Consider the following 15,878-nt stretch of genomic DNA (forward strand, 5'->3'; position numbering starts at 1 on the left):
TTGGCCATTCTGTTTCTCAGTCAACGCACCGCTTGACTAGTAACGCCGAGACAGCGACGGGATCACTGTGGGCCAAACTTTCAAAACCCGCCGGCTCGTCGAGTTCTCCGACACCGACATGGCGGGCATCGCCCACTTCTCCGCGTTCTTCCGCTGGATGGAGTCCGCCGAGCACGCCCTGCTGCGTAGCACGGGGCTGAGCGTCTTCGACATCCCCGCCGAGGTCGACCTGCCCGACGGCGCCTCGCTCAGTTTCCCACGCGTCAAGGCGTCGTGCGATTACCGCTCACCGGCCCGCTGCGAGGACGAGCTCGACGTGGCGGTCACGATCGGTCGGCTGGGCGCCAAGAGCGTGACTTACAAGGTCCGCTTCTCTTTGGACGGCAAAGAACTCGCCGAGGGCGAAGTGACGAGCGTCTGCTGCGTCATCCAGCACGGCAAGCCGCCCGCCTCGACGCCGATCCCCGCCGAGGTGGCCGACAAGCTGCGGCCGTTCGTCGCGTCATGAGTTTGTTAGTCGCTAGTCGCTAGGCGCTATTTTTTCGAGAACTAACGCTTAGCGACTAACAACTTCCAGCTCTTCTCCCTTGCTTCGTCGCTGCGGTCGCCGGACAATCGGGGCATGGCCGATCTCATCGTTGAAAATCTCACGAAGTCGTACCCCACCCCCGCCGAGCCGCTCGAGGTGCTGCGCGGCGTCGACTTCCAGCTGAGCCGCGGCGAGAGCGTCGCGGTGGTCGGCCCCAGCGGGTGCGGCAAGAGCACGCTGCTCTCGATCCTCGGCACGCTCGAGTCGCCGAGCGGCGGCTCGGTTCATCTGGCGGAAGTCGACCCGTTTGCGCTCGGCGCCAAGGGGCTCGCACGCTTCCGAGCGGATCAGATCGGCTTCGTGTTCCAAGAGCACCATTTGCTGCCGCAATGCTCGGTGCTGGAGAACGTACTGGCGCCGCTCTTGGCCGATCGGTCGACCACACCCCAAGACCGCGAGCACGCCGCCGCGTTGCTCGAGCGCGTCGGCTTGGCCGACCGGCTCACGCACCGCCCGGCGGAGCTCTCGGGAGGCGAACGGCAGCGGGTGGCGATCGCCCGCGCGTTGGTCCGCGGGCCGCTCCTGCTGCTGGCCGACGAACCGACAGGCAACCTCGACGGCGCCACCGCCGCGGCGATCAGCGACCTGCTTCTCGCCCTGCAACAGGAACGCAACGGCATGCTCGTCGCGGTGACGCACAGCAGCGATCTGGCCAACGCCATGGGCTCGCAGCTGCGGCTCGAGGCGGGCAAACTGCACACGCTCGCGCCCAGCTAACGCGGACCCTCGCCCCACCCCACCGTGCGTCCATGCCCCACACGCTCGAAGAACTCGCGCAAGCCGACCTCGCCACCCAGCGCAAGCAAGCCGACGCCTTGGCGGCGGGCTGCGGCGACGCCGAGGCGGCCTCTGCCTGTGCGGCGGCGCTCGAAGAGATGGGCCCACCAGCGGCCGACTTGCTGCCCGAGCTCGTGGTGCTGCTCGCCGCGGAGGCGGGCGACACGGCCTACTGGGCCGCCACGCTCCTCGGCCGACTCGGCGAAACGGCCGCCCCCGCCGTCGCTTCGCTCACGCGGCTTGCCGTCAGCGAGCTGCCGCTCGCCGCCCGTGAACGGGCCGTCTGGGCGTTGGGCGAGATCGGGCCTGCGGCCCGCGAAGCGGCGCCAACGCTCGCAAAGCTCGCCCTATCGGACGAGCCACGCATGGCCCGCTTGGCCCAGAAGGCGCTCGACCGAGTCGGCGCCGTCTAGCTCCCTTGCCCCAAGGGGTAAGGGGTGAAAGTCACCTCTTTGATCGCGTAGAGCGCGTTCTCGGTTCGCAGGTAGAGCACGCCGTTGGCGATCGCCGGCGACGAGGCCATCGGCTCGCCGAGGTCGTTCTTCGCCAAGATCTCGAAGTCGGGCCCCGTGCGGGCCACGGTCACGACGCCGCGACGCGAGGTCAGGTAGATCTTGCCGTCGGCCACCACGGGCGACGCGCGGTGGCGGTCGGACTCGGTGCGTCGGCGGTAGATCACCTCACCGGTCTGGGCGTCGATGCAGCTGAGGGCGCCGTCCTCGCCGCAAAGATAGACGTAACCGTCCGCCACGATGGGCGAGGGGATGTCGGGAGTACGGCCGAGCAGCTTCCAGAGCACACGGTCCGAGTTCGTGATCGCGCCGATGCCGCCCGGCAGCACGCCGAAAACCGGTCCGCGTTTGGCCGTGGGGATCACGATCAGATTGCCCCCGACCGCGGGCGAGGCGACAAAGCGAAAGGAGCTGTGGTAGGTCCCGGGCGGATTGAGCCCTCCCAACCGCCAAACCTCTTTGCCCTCGACCAGGTCGTAGGCGATCGTGTGGTCGGCGCCGTGGGTCAACAAGAGCGCGTCGAGGCCGGAGCCGAAAAAGACGGGCGAGGCGTAGGAGTGCTCGCTCTCGCCGCGGGCGCCGGTGCGCCGCTCGGTCGACCAAATCTCCTCGCCGTCGTTGAGGTCGAGGCAAGCTACCCGGGCCTCGTTCGTGTCCGCCTCGCCGTCGCCGTGAATGATTTGCAGGTACACACGTCCGTCACGGATGATCGGCGTCGAGGTGTAGCCGAAGAAAATATTGAGTTCGCCGTAACGCTCCTGGAGATCGACGCGCCAAACCGGTTCGCCAGTGGTTCGGTAGCAGGCCAGTTGCCCGTCGCCTGAGGCGGCGACCAGGAGGTCGCCTTCGATCGACGGGGAGGCGGAGGCGTAGTTCCCCTCGTCGCCGCGGATCTTTTTGTTCTTGTCGGAGAGAGTGCGTCGCCAAAGCTCTTCGCCGTCCGTCGAGAAGCCCAACAGCAGCAACTCCTCGCCGTCGGCGGTCGTGAGAAAGATTCGGTCGCCCGCCACGATCGGCGTCGACCCAGCCGGGCCGGGCAACTCGGTGCGCCAAAGGACGTTCTTCTCCGGCCCCCACACTCGCGCCACGCCCGTCGAGGTCGACACACCGTTCTGATGCGGGCCACGCCAGTGAGGCCAGTCCTCGGCGATTGAGTTCGTTGCGACGAGAACCAAGGAGGCAAACATCGCCACCAAGGTCGGGGGTCGTCGCACGCGCACGCGGTATCGCATGGGTGGTCTTGGGAGGGGAGGGAGGAATATGAGGGGGGGGCATTAAGAATCGGCCCGGTTCCGACGGGCTGCCGCCCTGGCTCTGTCCGAACCGGGTTCCCACAAGACTACACTATGGTTGGCAGAGCCAGGCAACGCCTATCCAAAAAATATCACTGATGAACATCACTTCGATCCCGCAAGTCTATCGCAACGCGAATCGTTGGCGCGAGATCCTCTCGGTATTAAGTAAGCATGGCTTGGCGAACTGGGTTGCGCGTGTTGAATTGCCCACCTTCGCCAAAGGCTTGTTGAAAAAGCGCAACACGGACAACGCGGGCGCTGTGGGCAAAGAGCAACGCGTTCGGATGGCCCTGGAGGAGCTAGGTCCCACGTTCATCAAGCTGGGCCAGCTGCTAGCGACCCGCCCTGATCAGGTGGGTGTCGAGCTTGCCGAGGAACTGACGCTCTTGCAAACCGCCGCGCCGGCAGACTCCTGGGAAGACGTGCGCCGCACGATCGAAGTGGACCTCGGGTCAACCGTCGAGCAGCTCTACGCCCACTTCGACCATCAGCCCGTCGCCTCGGCTTCGATCGGACAGGTCCATCGCGCGCGGATGCACGATGGGACCGAGGTGGCGGTCAAAGTGCGACACGTTGGTATCGAGAAACGGATCAGCGTCGACGCCGAGATCCTTGTCGGGCTAGGCGAATTGGCCGAGAGGCTTCCCGATTTGCAGCCCTACCGCCCCAAGGCGACCGCCATCGAGCTGCAGCGTTCGCTGCGGCGTGAACTCGACCTGAACGAAGAGCGGCGGCGTATGGTTCAGTTTCGCGAGGCGTTCGCGGGCGACGCCCGTGTGCGGATCCCGCGTCCCTACGCCGAACTCTCCTCCGAACGGGTGCTGACGCTCGAGTGGCTCGACGGCGAGAAGCTGTCGAGCCCCGCCCTCGCCCAACGCCCCGACGCCTGCCTCGGCCAACTCGCCCGCAACGGCGCGGGGGTCTACCTCGACATGATCTTCGAGCACGGCCTGTACCACGCCGACCCCCACCCGGGCAACATCCTGGTGCTGCCCGACGGCGTGATCGGGCTCTTAGACTTCGGCATGGTAGGCCGGATCCCCGACGCCCTGCGCGAAGACCTGGAAGACATGCTCATGGCGATCGTGTCCGATGACCCGGCGATGCTGGTGAGCGTGCTGGGGCGGATCGGATCGGTTCCCACGGACCTCGACGAGGCGGCCTTCACCGCCGAGGTGACGGAATTCGTCGACCACTTCGGCCGGCAGAACCTGCGCGGCTTTGACTTGGCCGGCGCCATGGCCGAGTTGATCGGCGTGCTGCGGCGGCGGCGCGTGCTGCTCCCGCCCGCGTTGGCGATGCTGCTCAAGCTGCTGGTGATGCTCGAGGGAACCGCCCGCCGCCTGGAGCCCGACTTCAGTTTGCTGGAGCTCGTTGCGCCGATGCAGCGCAAGATGGTGCTGCGGCGGCTCTCGCCACGCCGCCAGGCGAAGAAGGCGCGGCGTTTCTATGGCGAGCTCGAACAACTTGCCGAGGAGACGCCTCGCCGGCTGCGCGAGGTGCTGAGCCAACTGCAGACCGGCACGTTCGAGGTGCACCTCGACCACCGCGGTTTGGAGCCCTCGGTCAACCGGCTGGTGCTCGGGCTGCTCACCAGCTCGCTGGTGATCGGCTCGTCGCTGATGCTCAGCAACAACGTGCTTTCGGTTTACGGCGTGTCGGCGCCGGGGGTGGTGGGATTCGCCCTCAGCGCGGTGCTGGGGCTGCGGCTGATCCTGGCGATCAGCAAGTCGGGCTGGATCGACCGCGACTAACCCGCGATCGCGTGGGCCGGCGGCTCGCGCGTCGTGCTAGCGTCCTGCCGTGGATCGGCATGGCGGCGGGTGGGGTGCTCTGCTACGGTCGCCCCCCACCGACCTTCCGACTCGACGCCGTCGCGGCTCACGCTGCGCCGGTTCAGTCCGCCGTCACCGTCAGCAATGCTTGAGACATGAAGCGAAGCCGAACCCTCACGCTCATTAGCTGCGCCTGCCTCGGCCTGGCCGCGGGGTGCCAATTCCTGCCAGGCGGGGGCCCCAGTTGGCGCCCGTTCGGGGGCCCGCAGCTGACCAGCTACCAAACCCCCGGCAAACGCGTCGAAGAGGTCCGCACGATCGCCGCCCAGGCGGACGGGACCAACTCGCCCGGTCAGCAGGGGGCGGTGGCCGACCTCGTCAAACGGCTGCCGAACGAGCCCGATCCGCTGGTGCGCGAAGAGGTGCTGGTTTCGCTCGCCAAGTTCAACGTGCCTTTGGCGCGACAAGCGGTGCTAGCGGGACTTTCGGACGACGACCATTACGTCCGCAACAAGTGCTGCCAACTGGCGGCCGAGGCCAAAGACCCCCAGGCGGTCACGGCGCTCGCCCGTGTGGCGGCCGAGGACAGCGAATTCGATGTTCGTGTCGCCGCCGTCAACGCCTTGGGCGGCTTCAACACCCCCGCCGCTCAGCGGGCGCTCATCCCCGTGCTCGAAGACCGCGACCCGGCGATGCAGTTCGCCGGAGTCAAAGCGATGCGTCTGCAAACGGGCCGCGACCTTGGCGGCGACGTGAGCGCGTACCTTGCGCTCGCCAAGCAGAGTGTCGACGGCGCGGCCCCGGCCGGCGCCGCGCCCGGCGGCGCTCCCCCGGTGGCTACCGAACCCCCTACAGCGGTTGCTAGCAAGCCTTGGTGGCGGCCCTTCTGATCGCGACTTGAACAAAATTACCCCCAATCGGTGTGCGGGTCTTCGTCAGCGATGCGCCTTAGGCGCTCTCCCTCACCAAGTCGCTGATCTCTTGCGCGGCATTGACTGATTTTTGACCGTTCAGGTCCCGATACCAAGTTGCATACGGGAACTACTGCGCCGGGCCCACGCGTTCGGGCTGCAGTGGTGCGGGACGGCGTCGATACGGCGACGCGAGGCGGAACGACACGCCCTGGGGTGCACAATGCTGAAGCTGAGGGAACAGGGCGCAACACACGGCGAGAAACTCGCACCGAGCCGCAGAGCTGGGTTGTTGCTAACTTGCTGCTGCACCGCGTTGGCTGCCTGCGGAGCAAACGAGTCGCAGGCCGACGACGCGATCGGACCTCTGCTCGGCGGAGGTGGGGTTCAAGTCGATCGCATCCTCTCGCGGGCCGACATCCGCGACCTGCGACTGGAAGCGCCGGCGCCGCGCGTGGCTTTGCGTCCTGGCGCGACACGCTCGCCCGTGTCGTCCTACCCGGAAACCCTCGACGAGCTCCATGCGCCCCTCGCCCTGCGGGAGCCGGTCGGCGGCCCCTCGGCCAAGGGCGCGGGCAAACTCTCCGAGGCCTTCAACGTGCCGCGTCTGGCGGCGCCGCCGATCACCCCGATCGGGGAAGACGACCTCGACACGTCGTTCGAGTCGGCCGAACCAATCACGGAGCCGAGCCCGAGCGCGGGCCCGGTGCTGAGCGACGCGAGCGAGCCGGCGCCGCTCTCGCCGCCCAAGAACCTCAAGCCGCTCGGCGACGCCGTGGCGATCGACGACAAAGCGATCGCCACCGACACCGACACCAAGGCGAAGACGCCAGCGGACGAGTCATCCGCCGATACCGCCACCGATTCGCCGGTCCTGGCAAAGCGACCCACCTCCAAGGGACCGCGTGCGCTGAAGCCCAAGGCCGAATCGCAAGAGAGCGAGCCCGTCACGGCCCGGCCCGAGGCGACTCCGTCCGAAAAGGCTGAGCCGAAAGCAGCCGAGCCCGCCGCCAAGCCGCAGGCCGAACCGCAGGCGGAGCCCGACACCGAAATCGACGAGCAGGAGCCGGTGGCGGCGGCCCCCGTCGAGCCGCCCAAGCCGCTCTCGCGGAACTTGATGCGGCTCAAGCCGCGACTGCGCACCGTGCTGTCGTACTATTACCGCCAGCCGCTCAACAGCATCGAGCACGACCCGTGGGAAGTGATGCACGGCATGCTGGCCTACGAGCTGCACAGCCGCGTGCTCGACAACGGGCCCAATGGCGACCCGATCACGGCGATCGGCTACCTCTGCTACAACAAGCCGTGCAAGCGGCTGCAGATGATGCGCGTCTCGCCCGAGGGCGAGCTCGACGTGCGGGTGGGAGTCGGCATGCAGGGCCACAAGGGGCAGCTGCTCGCGATGCTGGCCCAGTGCAACGTGAGTCCCGACTACCCGATCCGCGTCGACGGGCAAGAGTTCACGATCCACGACCTGATCCGCGCCGAGCAGAAAACCTGCTACACGAAGACCGAGCTCACGTTCAAGCTGATCGGCTTGATGCACTACCTCGATTCGGACGCCCGCTGGGTGAACGACCAGGGCGAGGCGTGGGACATGCCCCGGCTGGTGCGTGAGGAGCGTGAGCAGCCGATCCGCGGCGCCGCCTGCGGCGGCACGCACCGCCTCGGCGGCCTGAGCCTCGCGATCCAGCACCGGCTGGGGCGCGGCGAACCGATCGACGGCGAGTACGCCGCCGCCGACAAGTTCATCAAGGAGTATCAGAACTACGCCTACCGCCTGCAGAACCAAGACGGCAGCATGAGCACCGAATGGTTCCGCGGCCCCGGGGCCGAGGAAGACATCGACCGCCGCATCCGCACGACCGGCCACACGCTCGAATGGCTCATCTACTCGCACTCGGACGAAGAGCTGCGAGACTACCGCATCTACCGTACGGTAAGCTACCTGACCAACCTGATGGCCACGAACGCCGACCACGACTGGCACAAGGGCTCGATCGCCCACGCCCTGCACGCCCTGGTGATGTACGACAAACGGGTTTTCCAGCCTTTCGACGTCGCGCCCGACGGGCTGGCCGAATCGCTGCCGCCGCAGCCGGGGGCGTCGCTGTACCGCAACTACTCGATGTACCGCGGCGTGATGCGTAACAGCCCGTCGAAGCCAAGCGGGTTCTTCGGGCTGTTCGGCACGTCTCAGAAGCCCTCCTCCTCGAGCCGCCGCTGATCGGCTGGCCGAGCGGGGGCGCCAGGACCGACTGGCGTGCGGGCGCGGAGCGGACAAGACAGAGAAACTATGCGGGCGGATCGGATTGAATCGCTTGCCCTCCTCCGCTAGATTGCCACTCGGAGGGCCGGCGTCGATCGGCGCCTCTTTTGCGGCCCTAGTTTTCTGCGGCTGTGGTACGGACGGCCCCGCGAGCGACCCCGGATGGCGCCCCCTAAGAAATTCAGCGATCAGCTGCAAGCGTTCTGCGAATCGGCCGTCAGGTTGGCCGAACTGCACGACGCCAAGGCGATCTTGTTCCTCGTCGAGCGCCCCACCGATTGGGAGCGGCTCGAGGAGGCGATCGGCAAGCACACGCTCATCGTGGCCGCCGACACCGAAGAAGAGCTCACCGGCGCCCTGGGCGACGACGCCGAGGGCTCTTTCGACACGATCGTGCTCAACTCGCCCGAGTCGTCCGTCTACGAGCGGCTCACGCAGGCCCTGCTCGAGGCGGTCGCCGAGGAGTTCATCGGCCCCTCCGACGCGGTCGTTGCCGCCTACAGCGGGTTCGAATCGGGCACGATCGACTCGCTGAGCTTGATCCAGCTCGACGACTACCTCGGCCGGCTAACGATCCGCGACCTCAGGCAGCTGAACACCAAGACCCCGACCGAGACGCTCAAGCTGGTCGTTGACCTGGCTGTTGAGATCGGCCGCGAGGGACGCGAGGGCAAGCCGGTGGGAGCCCTGTTCGTGGTGGGCGAGCACCGCAAGGCGCTCGAGTACTGCAAGCCGATGGGCTTCGACCCCGTGAAGGGTTACAGCGCGACCGAGCGCAACCTGTTCGACGCCAAGGTGCGCGAGGGGGTCAAGGAGATCGCCCAGATGGACGGCGCGTTCATCGTCTCTTCCAAGGGGACGGTGATGGCCTCGGCCCAACACCTGGCGCCCCCGCCCTCGAGCGACATCTCGATCAGCAAGGGGCTGGGCGCCCGCCACTGGGCCGCCGCCCAGATCAGCCGCGCGTTGGAGTGCGTCGCCCTGGCCGTGAGTGAATCGAACGGCACGGTGCGGCTGTTCCAGAACGGCGAGGTCGTGCTGCGGATCGAGCCTTTCCGCCGCGCAATGAAGTGGAAGGACTTCGAGACCGACGCCCCCGACCGCCCCGAGAAAGAGGGCAAAGCGAAGGAAGCGAAGTCGAAAGACGCCAAGTCGAAGAAAGAATCGAAGTCGGCCAAGACCGCCAAGAAGGCCCCCAAGGCCGGCGACTCGAAAGAGTCGGCCGAGGCCTGAGCGGCGCTCACAAGCTAATCACGAGCCGATCACTTCCAGCATCCGCGCGCGGACCGAATCGATCCGCTCCGGGTCGGTGAGCTTCTCGCTGTCGCGTTCGGTAACGTAAAACACGTCGACCACGCGATCGACCGACGTGGCGATCTTCGCGAAGCGGATGATCAGCCCCATCTCGTGCAGCGCGAACGCCAGGTCGTACAGCAAGCCTTGTCGGTCGTGGGCGAAGACCTCGACGATGGTGAACTCGTCCGACAGCTGATGGTCGAACCGCACCTCGGGACGCTGATTCGACAACTCGGCGCCCGCGCGAACGGCCGCGGCGCCCCAGATCCGAGGGAACCGCGGCGTGTCCGAGTTGTCGATCGAGGCGGCCATGCCGCGGCACAGCTCGTCGACGCGCGACGCCGACCACTCGCGGGCGGCGGCCGCGGCGGTGGCGTTCTTCTTGGACCCGGGCGGCGTCGCCATGGGGGGCGAGGCGTTGGGGTCGTCGGCCATGAAGCGCAGCAGCAGCAGACCGTCCTCCAGCACGGCGGTCTCGGCCGACAGGATGGCGAGCCCCTTGCTGCTCAGCGCCCCGGCCATGCCGGCGAACACGCCGCGCCCGCTGCCCTGGTCGATGGCGGCGAAGGCGACGAGCGTGCGGCCGTCCTTCGCGTAGCGTCCCCAGGTCACGCCGCGCCCGCCGCTCAGCGTGCGGGTGCGCCGGAGCACCTCGGCGATCTCCTGCGGGGTGAGCAGCGTGATCGCCGAGTCGGGCAGCGCGTTGAACTTCTTCTCGCAGTCGAGGCTCCGCTGCTCGTCGGGCGTGAGCAGAGCCCAAACGGCCTTGTGGACCGACTCGCGGCGGTCCTCCTCGCGGCGCCGGGTGTCGGTCAGCCGCTCGAACGTGCGGCTGTACAGGTCCGCCAGCACGCCCGCCTTCCAGTCATTGAGCACCCCCGGCCCCACGGCCGACAGGTCGGCGCAGGTCACCAGGTAGAGCAGCGTCAGCGTCCGCGTGTTGCCCACGAGCTTGGCGAACGAGTCGACCACCTCCGGGTCGCTCGTGTCACGCCGGAAGGCCAGCAGCGACATCGACAGGTGCTGGCGGACGAGCAAAGCCAGCAGCTCGCCGTCCTCCTCGCTCAGCCGCAGGCGCCGCGCCGTTTCGCGGGCGATCTCCTCGCCCAGCTCGCTGTGGTCACGGTCCCGGCCCTTGCCGAGGTCGTGGATCAGCAGCGCGAGGTGCAACAACCGCTTGTCGCGCGTGCGGCGGTAGGTGCGTCCCAGGCGGTCCTCGCGGTCGGCGAACTCGGTCGCCTCGTTGACCGCGCGGATCGAGTGCTCGTCGACCGTGAACTTGTGGTACTGGTTGAACTGCAGCAGGCAGCGGGCGTGGGTGAACTCGGGGATCATCCGCTCGAGCACGCCCAGCTCGTGCAGCCTAAAGAGCAGCGGCCCCAGCCGGCTCGGGTTGCTCAGCACCCGCAGGAACCGTCGCGAGGCCGCCTCCGACGGCTCGCGGTCGTAATTCGGCGCCGACCGGTAGACCAGGTACCAAGTGTCCTGGGCGATGCGGCGGTCGTTCTGTCGGGCGAGGTCGACCAGACGGATCGCCTCGTCGGTCCGTGTGCGGAGCTTCTCGCGACCGCTTGCCGTGGCCGAGATCTCACGCATGCCGACCACGTAATCGTCTTCGATGGCGCGCGACATGACCGGGCCGAGCACGCGTTCGACCGCCGGCTTGGGCGCGGTCAGCTCGCTGATGCGGCTCGCCAGGAACCACACGTTGCTCGCGTGGCGGAAGTAGTCGCGCATGAACGACTCCACGGCCCGCAGCCCCGGCGTGTCGCGGTAGCCCATCTTCTCGGCCAGGCGCAGCTGCTCGGCCCGGGTCAGCAGGTCCTGGGCGTCGCCGGCGTGGAAGTGCAGCTCGTTTCGGGTGCGGAGCAGGAAGTCGCGGGCCGAGCAGAGCCGGCGGTGGTCGAACTTCGAGAGCGCGTCCATCGACCGCAGCCGGTCGAGGTCGCCCGTGCCGGTTTTGATGAACCACAACCAACGCAACAGGTGCAGGTCGCGGAGGCCGCCGCGCGAGCGTTTGATGTTGGGCTCGAGGACGTAGACGGACTCGCCGTACTTCTTGCGTTCCGCCCGCCGGGCCGCCACGAAGTCGGCGCACGCGACGGCGTCGCGTTTCCTCAGCGTTTGCGTGATCGCCGTGAGATACGACTCGAACAGCGGGAGGTCGCCCACCAGGTGGCGCGACTCGATGAGCGAAGTGGCGACCACCGGGTCTTGTCGCGAGAGTTGCAACGCCTCGTCGGTCGTGCGGAGGCTCTGCCCCAGGTCGAGTCCTACGTCGAACAGCCGGCGGGTGAACCATCCGGCGACACGCTCGCCGAGCCGGCGTCCCACCGGGTCGGGCGTGCAGAGCACCATCAGGTCGACGTCCGAGCTGGGCGCCATGCGGCGTCGCCCGTAGCCGCCGTGGGCCACCAGAGCGCAGTGCGTGCGGATCTGCTCGGCCTCTTGCGGGCCGGCGTCGTCGAGCAGCTCGCGCCACGCCTCCGAAACGACCTCGTCGACCACCGTGGTGAGCTTGGCGCAAACCAGCGTGGGGTCGAGCCCGCGGTCGTGGAGCACGCGGATCTGCTCACGCTTCTCCTGCAGCCGAACGCGGGCCGCGGCCACCGCTTGGCTGGCCGCAGACGGTTCGTTGCTCTGAGGAGGTGGGGCCACTGTCGCCGCCGATCCGTTTTCAACCAGAGGGGGGCTAAAGGGCGCTCACACCCGATGGATGGGCGCAACCAAGCCCACGCCGAAGGCGTGCGCCCTTAGAAGTGGGACCCGCTAGGCGTATCAGAGGGCCTCGGGGCCGGTCTCGGCGGTGCGGATGCGGATCGTCTCGGACAGATCCGTGATGAAGATCTTGCCGTCGCCGATCTGGCCGGTTTGAGCCGACTTGAGGATCGTGTCCACGGCGGTCTGCACCCGATCGTCGTCGATGGCGATCTCGATCTTAACCTTCGGCACGAAATCGACGGCGTACTCGGTGCCGCGGTACATCTCGGTGTGGCCCTTCTGCCGGCCGAAGCCGCGGACCTCCGTGATGGTCATGCCGGCGATGCCCTGCTCAGTGAGAGCGTTCTTGACGTCTTCGAGCTTGTAGTGGCGGACGATCGCTTCGAGCTTCTTCATCTTAACGGGCTCCTTGCGGTAACTATGCCGGCCGCTTGGGGCCGTTCTCGACTCGTGCCTCGGGGGCCCGCCGAATCGCCTGATAAGTGGGCGCTGGCGGACGCCCCTTGGGGGGGTCGTTCCAACCAGCTTAGGTTACTAATCGTCGGGCCCTACGGATACTACTCCCCGGCGAGCCCCAAGGATAAATCGCCGCCGCCCGCGCGTAAAGCGCCGCCACCCGGGCCGCGGCGGGCTCGCTAGGTAATCCCGGTGAGGCCTCCCAGCAAAGCGGCCGGGGGAAGTTCGCCCCCCCTCGGCCCGCTCAGCCCTTCTCCCACGGCGTGTCGCCCACGCCCTGGGCGTGGTTTGCCGAGCGGGCGAGCACGAACAGCAGGTCGCTCAGCCGGTTGAGGTACCTGAGCGGCTCGTCACGGAGCGATTCCTGCTCGAGGAGCGTCACCACCCCCCGCTCGGCCCGGCGGCAGACGCAGCGGGCCAGGTGCAGCTGGGCCGACACGGCCGTGCCCCCCGGCAGCACGAACTGCTTGAGCGGCGGGAGCGTGGCCTCGTGGCTGTCGATCGTTGTTTCGAGCGACACGATGTGCTCTTCGCCCAGCGCCGCCGTGCCCCGGGCCTCGGGGTCAAGCGTGGCCAGTTCCGAGCCGAGATCGAACAGCCGGTTTTGGATTTGTGCGAGGAGCGCGTCGCCGTCGGCCCAGGGGCCGCTGCCGTCGCCGACCGAGGCGAGCGGGCTGCGGGCGAGCTCGGCCCGCGCCACCCCCACCGCCGCGTTGAGCTCGTCGACCGTCCCGTAGGCGGCGATGCGGAGCGAGCTCTTGCTGACACGGCCGGGGCCGTAGAGCGAGGTTTCCCCGCGGTCTCCGGTGCGGGTGTAGATTTTCATGCGTAGATTTTCGTGCGGGGACAATCGTTTGTAACGGCGTTTGATTTCTGAAACACGGCCCATCATAGCGCAGGGGGTCAACCCGCAAAGCCCCACCCCGCGACCGCGTTCCCCGAGAAATACGGCCGGCGGCTGTGGGCTTTTCGCCACCCGGGGCCGGCGGAGTGGTCGGCCGCAGCGTTCCGGTGCTTCCGGTTTTTCCGCTCCCTGAGGGCGGTTTCTCGTACCCGCAATCGCAGGGCCCGAACCGTCTGTTCTGGTGACCTACGATTAAGCATCTCGCGACCCCGAAGGGTCTGTGGGCGCCGCTTACCGCGGCGGGGTCAAAGTGACCCGATGCGTAAGGATTCGGGGAAAGCCCCGGGGCCTCGCGACCGATCCACCAACACTGTATCGACCGAGACTCAAACGATGGGCTTCCTGAAGAACTTCTTCACGAATGTCTACGAGGACGTGGAGCAAAAGCCCGCGCCGATGCACAGCAGCTTCGATTCGCTCTCTGAAGAAGAGCTCGAAGCCCACCTGGGCGTCTCGCGCTACGGCGACTTTCAGCTCTCCGACGCCGTCAGACCAAGCTACAACCTCGAGGTCGTGCCGCGCGCCGGCTTCCGACACGACGTGTACCGCGATGAAGAATCGCGGTCCGACGTGCCGGTCGTCATGGCCGCCGCCTCGAAAGAAAACCTGCTCGACACGTTCATGTCGCTGCTCGAGCCGCTCGGCCCGGTGGTCGACGTCGTGCTCGAGACCAGCCACTCGAGCGGCGGCGGGGGACACACGGACCTCTACCGTGAGCACATCGACATGCCGATCCTGCAGAGCATCCTGTGGGACTTCGAGGAGCTGCTCACCAACGACGGCTGCACCGGCGTGGCCGTGCTCAACCCGCGCACCCCGCAAGAGGTGCAGCTCGACGAGCACAAGTTGCTGATCGTTTACGGCAACGAGCTGACGGCTTACGAGGGCGTGCTGATCGACCACCACGTCGACTGCGACGAGGAGATCCGCTTCATCACCGAGGCCGAGCACGTCCACTCGACCACCGAGCGGTACATCCAGGAGTTCGCCGAGCTGAAGATGCGGCTCGGCATGGACGGCGGCCTCTGAGCCCCGTTCCGACTCAGACGCCAACGCGACAAAAAAAGCCCCGGCCAACTATGGCCGGGGCTTTTGTCGTTTCCGTCTGTCGGCTCAACGCTTAAGGCAGCACGCCGATCACCGCGGCCGCCCCGGCCGCCTCGAACGCCACGGCGCGCCAGGTGAACGGCACCGCGTGAACCATGTACGGGGCGCAGCTGCCCGGCCGGTAGTAGCCGAGCGTGTACATGCACTCGCTGGGCGGCGTCAGGCCCATCTTGTAGGGCAGCACCGGCAGTGTTCCGAAGAAGTGGACACCCGAGACAATCGGCTGGACGTACGGGCCCCACGAGTGGCCGTAACGCTCGAGTTGCAATTGCTCGAAGTAAAGCGGCTTGTGGCACAACGCCGAGGCCTTCCACATGTAGGTGACCCCTTCCCAGCTGCGCGGCGAGTAGACCGAGCCGTCGTCGACCGAGCACTCGTACGGGAAGTCTTCTCCGGCGACCCCTTCGACGCCGATGAACAGGCTCATGTCCGACAGGCGATTCGCCTTCAGCTCGGCCAGGTCCTCGTAGCAGTTGCGCATCGCTTGGGCGCTGGGCGACCCGTCGTCGAGCGGCTCCGCTCCTCTGGGGAACGCGGCCGGAGGATCGACCGGCGTCATCGGCTCGTTGCGAGGTGTGGGCCCGCTGTCGAACGGCAGGGTTTGGTAGACCGACCCCTGATCGGAGGGCTCTTCGTAGGCCGGTTCCTCGTTGACGGGTTTCTCGTTGACGGGGTCCTCGTCGAAGGTCGGCTCCTCGAACGGATCGGGGCTCTCCGGCAGCGATTCGAAGGTCGGCTCGGCAGGGTCGTAAGCAGGGTATTCCGACTCGTCGACCCGCGAGGCGTCTTGCTCGAACGGGTCAGGAATCGACTCGGGCTCGTCCACGCCGAACGGGCGTTCGAGGGCCTCGCCGAGGCGCCGCTCGAGGTCGTCGCCCGTCTCCTGAGCGAGTCGGTACGACCCGCCGGAGTGCGTGCTCATGCGTCCCGCCACGCGGTACTTGGGTCCTGACACATGGGGTCCTGACTCATGGGGTCCCGACTGCCGGGGCCCCGAGGCCTCTTCACCGTAGGCGGCCGGGCGGACGTAGTCGTCGTAGCGGCCCACCGGCTTGGTCGTGGCCGCGGCGGTTGTCGAACGCGCCGAACGCCAGGTCGGCTGGGCCGTTGTCTCGCCCAGCGCGCTGAGCGTGCCGGTCAGCAAGAAGAGTGCCGCCAGGAAACCGGCGGGGAGCCAAGTCGGCTCCGCACGGGGTGGGGCGAAATCGGCGGAGACCCGCCGGTAAGCCCGCACCGCATCCACGGGGCTCACCCAGTGGATCGCGA

At 67.5% G+C, this 15,878-nt stretch carries 13 protein-coding genes; 8 read left to right on the plus strand and 5 right to left on the minus strand.

The genetic code is table 11. The features are described from left to right. Window positions 1–67 precede the first annotated feature (67 nt). The 3 genes from Mal64_RS14735 (at window position 68) to Mal64_RS14745 (ending at window position 1,779) form a co-directional block, all read left to right on the plus strand. Window positions 68–508: an acyl-CoA thioesterase gene (locus Mal64_RS14735; RefSeq protein WP_146401585.1), complete on the plus strand. Its 441-nt coding sequence runs from the start codon at window positions 68–70 to the stop codon at window positions 506–508. 114 nt (window positions 509–622) lie between these two features. Further along, window positions 623–1,306: an ABC transporter ATP-binding protein gene (locus Mal64_RS14740; RefSeq protein ID WP_146401587.1), complete on the plus strand. Its 684-nt coding sequence runs from the start codon at window positions 623–625 to the stop codon at window positions 1,304–1,306. Between the two features lie 32 nt (window positions 1,307–1,338). Then, window positions 1,339–1,779, plus strand: a complete 441-nt coding sequence (locus Mal64_RS14745) for a HEAT repeat domain-containing protein (protein WP_146401589.1) — start codon at window positions 1,339–1,341, stop codon at window positions 1,777–1,779. Here Mal64_RS14745 and Mal64_RS14750 read toward each other — a convergent pair. Further along, window positions 1,776–3,110, minus strand: coding sequence for an outer membrane protein assembly factor BamB family protein (locus tag Mal64_RS14750; protein ID WP_146401591.1), 1,335 nt, complete (start codon window positions 3,108–3,110; stop codon window positions 1,776–1,778). The genes Mal64_RS14745 and Mal64_RS14750 overlap by 4 nt on opposite strands. 158 nt (window positions 3,111–3,268) lie before the next feature. Between Mal64_RS14750 and Mal64_RS14755 the strand changes: the two genes are divergently transcribed. The 4 genes from Mal64_RS14755 to Mal64_RS14770 all read left to right on the plus strand — a co-directional run bounded on the left by Mal64_RS14755 (window position 3,269) and on the right by Mal64_RS14770 (window position 9,361). Then, window positions 3,269–4,927 carry an ABC1 kinase family protein gene (locus Mal64_RS14755; protein ID WP_146401593.1) on the plus strand — a complete coding sequence of 553 codons (1,659 nt, stop codon included), beginning with the start codon at window positions 3,269–3,271 and terminating at the stop codon, window positions 4,925–4,927. A gap of 176 nt (window positions 4,928–5,103) precedes the next feature. Next, window positions 5,104–5,838: a HEAT repeat domain-containing protein gene (locus Mal64_RS14760; protein WP_146401595.1), complete on the plus strand. Its 735-nt coding sequence runs from the start codon at window positions 5,104–5,106 to the stop codon at window positions 5,836–5,838. 337 nt (window positions 5,839–6,175) lie between these two features. After that, window positions 6,176–8,086 carry a hypothetical protein gene (locus Mal64_RS14765; RefSeq protein ID WP_146401597.1) on the plus strand — a complete coding sequence of 637 codons (1,911 nt, stop codon included), beginning with the start codon at window positions 6,176–6,178 and terminating at the stop codon, window positions 8,084–8,086. Window positions 8,087–8,290: 204 nt separating this feature from the next. Beyond that, window positions 8,291–9,361, plus strand: coding sequence for a DNA integrity scanning protein DisA nucleotide-binding domain protein (locus tag Mal64_RS14770; protein WP_146401599.1), 1,071 nt, complete (start codon window positions 8,291–8,293; stop codon window positions 9,359–9,361). Between the two features lie 18 nt (window positions 9,362–9,379). On the opposite strand, the gene glnD is transcribed toward Mal64_RS14770, so the two are convergent. The 3 genes from glnD to Mal64_RS14785 all read right to left on the minus strand — a co-directional run bounded on the left by glnD (window position 9,380) and on the right by Mal64_RS14785 (window position 13,427). Beyond that, the gene (gene glnD / locus Mal64_RS14775; RefSeq protein ID WP_197525787.1) at window positions 9,380–12,082 is read right to left on the minus strand and encodes a [protein-PII] uridylyltransferase; all 2,703 of its coding nucleotides are present in this window, start codon (window positions 12,080–12,082) and stop codon (window positions 9,380–9,382) included. A 120-nt stretch (window positions 12,083–12,202) separates the two neighbouring features. Next, on the minus strand, window positions 12,203–12,541 hold the full coding sequence (locus Mal64_RS14780) for a P-II family nitrogen regulator (protein ID WP_146401603.1): 339 nt from the start codon (window positions 12,539–12,541) through the stop codon (window positions 12,203–12,205). Window positions 12,542–12,845: 304 nt separating this feature from the next. After that, window positions 12,846–13,427, minus strand: a complete 582-nt coding sequence (locus Mal64_RS14785) for a cob(I)yrinic acid a,c-diamide adenosyltransferase (RefSeq protein ID WP_146401605.1) — start codon at window positions 13,425–13,427, stop codon at window positions 12,846–12,848. A gap of 411 nt (window positions 13,428–13,838) precedes the next feature. Between Mal64_RS14785 and Mal64_RS14790 the strand changes: the two genes are divergently transcribed. Next, the gene (locus tag Mal64_RS14790; RefSeq protein WP_146401607.1) at window positions 13,839–14,534 is read left to right on the plus strand and encodes a hypothetical protein; all 696 of its coding nucleotides are present in this window, start codon (window positions 13,839–13,841) and stop codon (window positions 14,532–14,534) included. Window positions 14,535–14,625: 91 nt separating this feature from the next. On the opposite strand, the gene Mal64_RS14795 is transcribed toward Mal64_RS14790, so the two are convergent. Continuing rightward, window positions 14,626–15,864 carry a hypothetical protein gene (locus Mal64_RS14795; RefSeq protein WP_146401609.1) on the minus strand — a complete coding sequence of 413 codons (1,239 nt, stop codon included), beginning with the start codon at window positions 15,862–15,864 and terminating at the stop codon, window positions 14,626–14,628. Window positions 15,865–15,878 lie beyond the last annotated feature (14 nt).

This window comes from Pseudobythopirellula maris (assembly GCF_007859945.1).
GTDB lineage: Bacteria > Planctomycetota > Planctomycetia > Pirellulales > Lacipirellulaceae > Pseudobythopirellula > Pseudobythopirellula maris.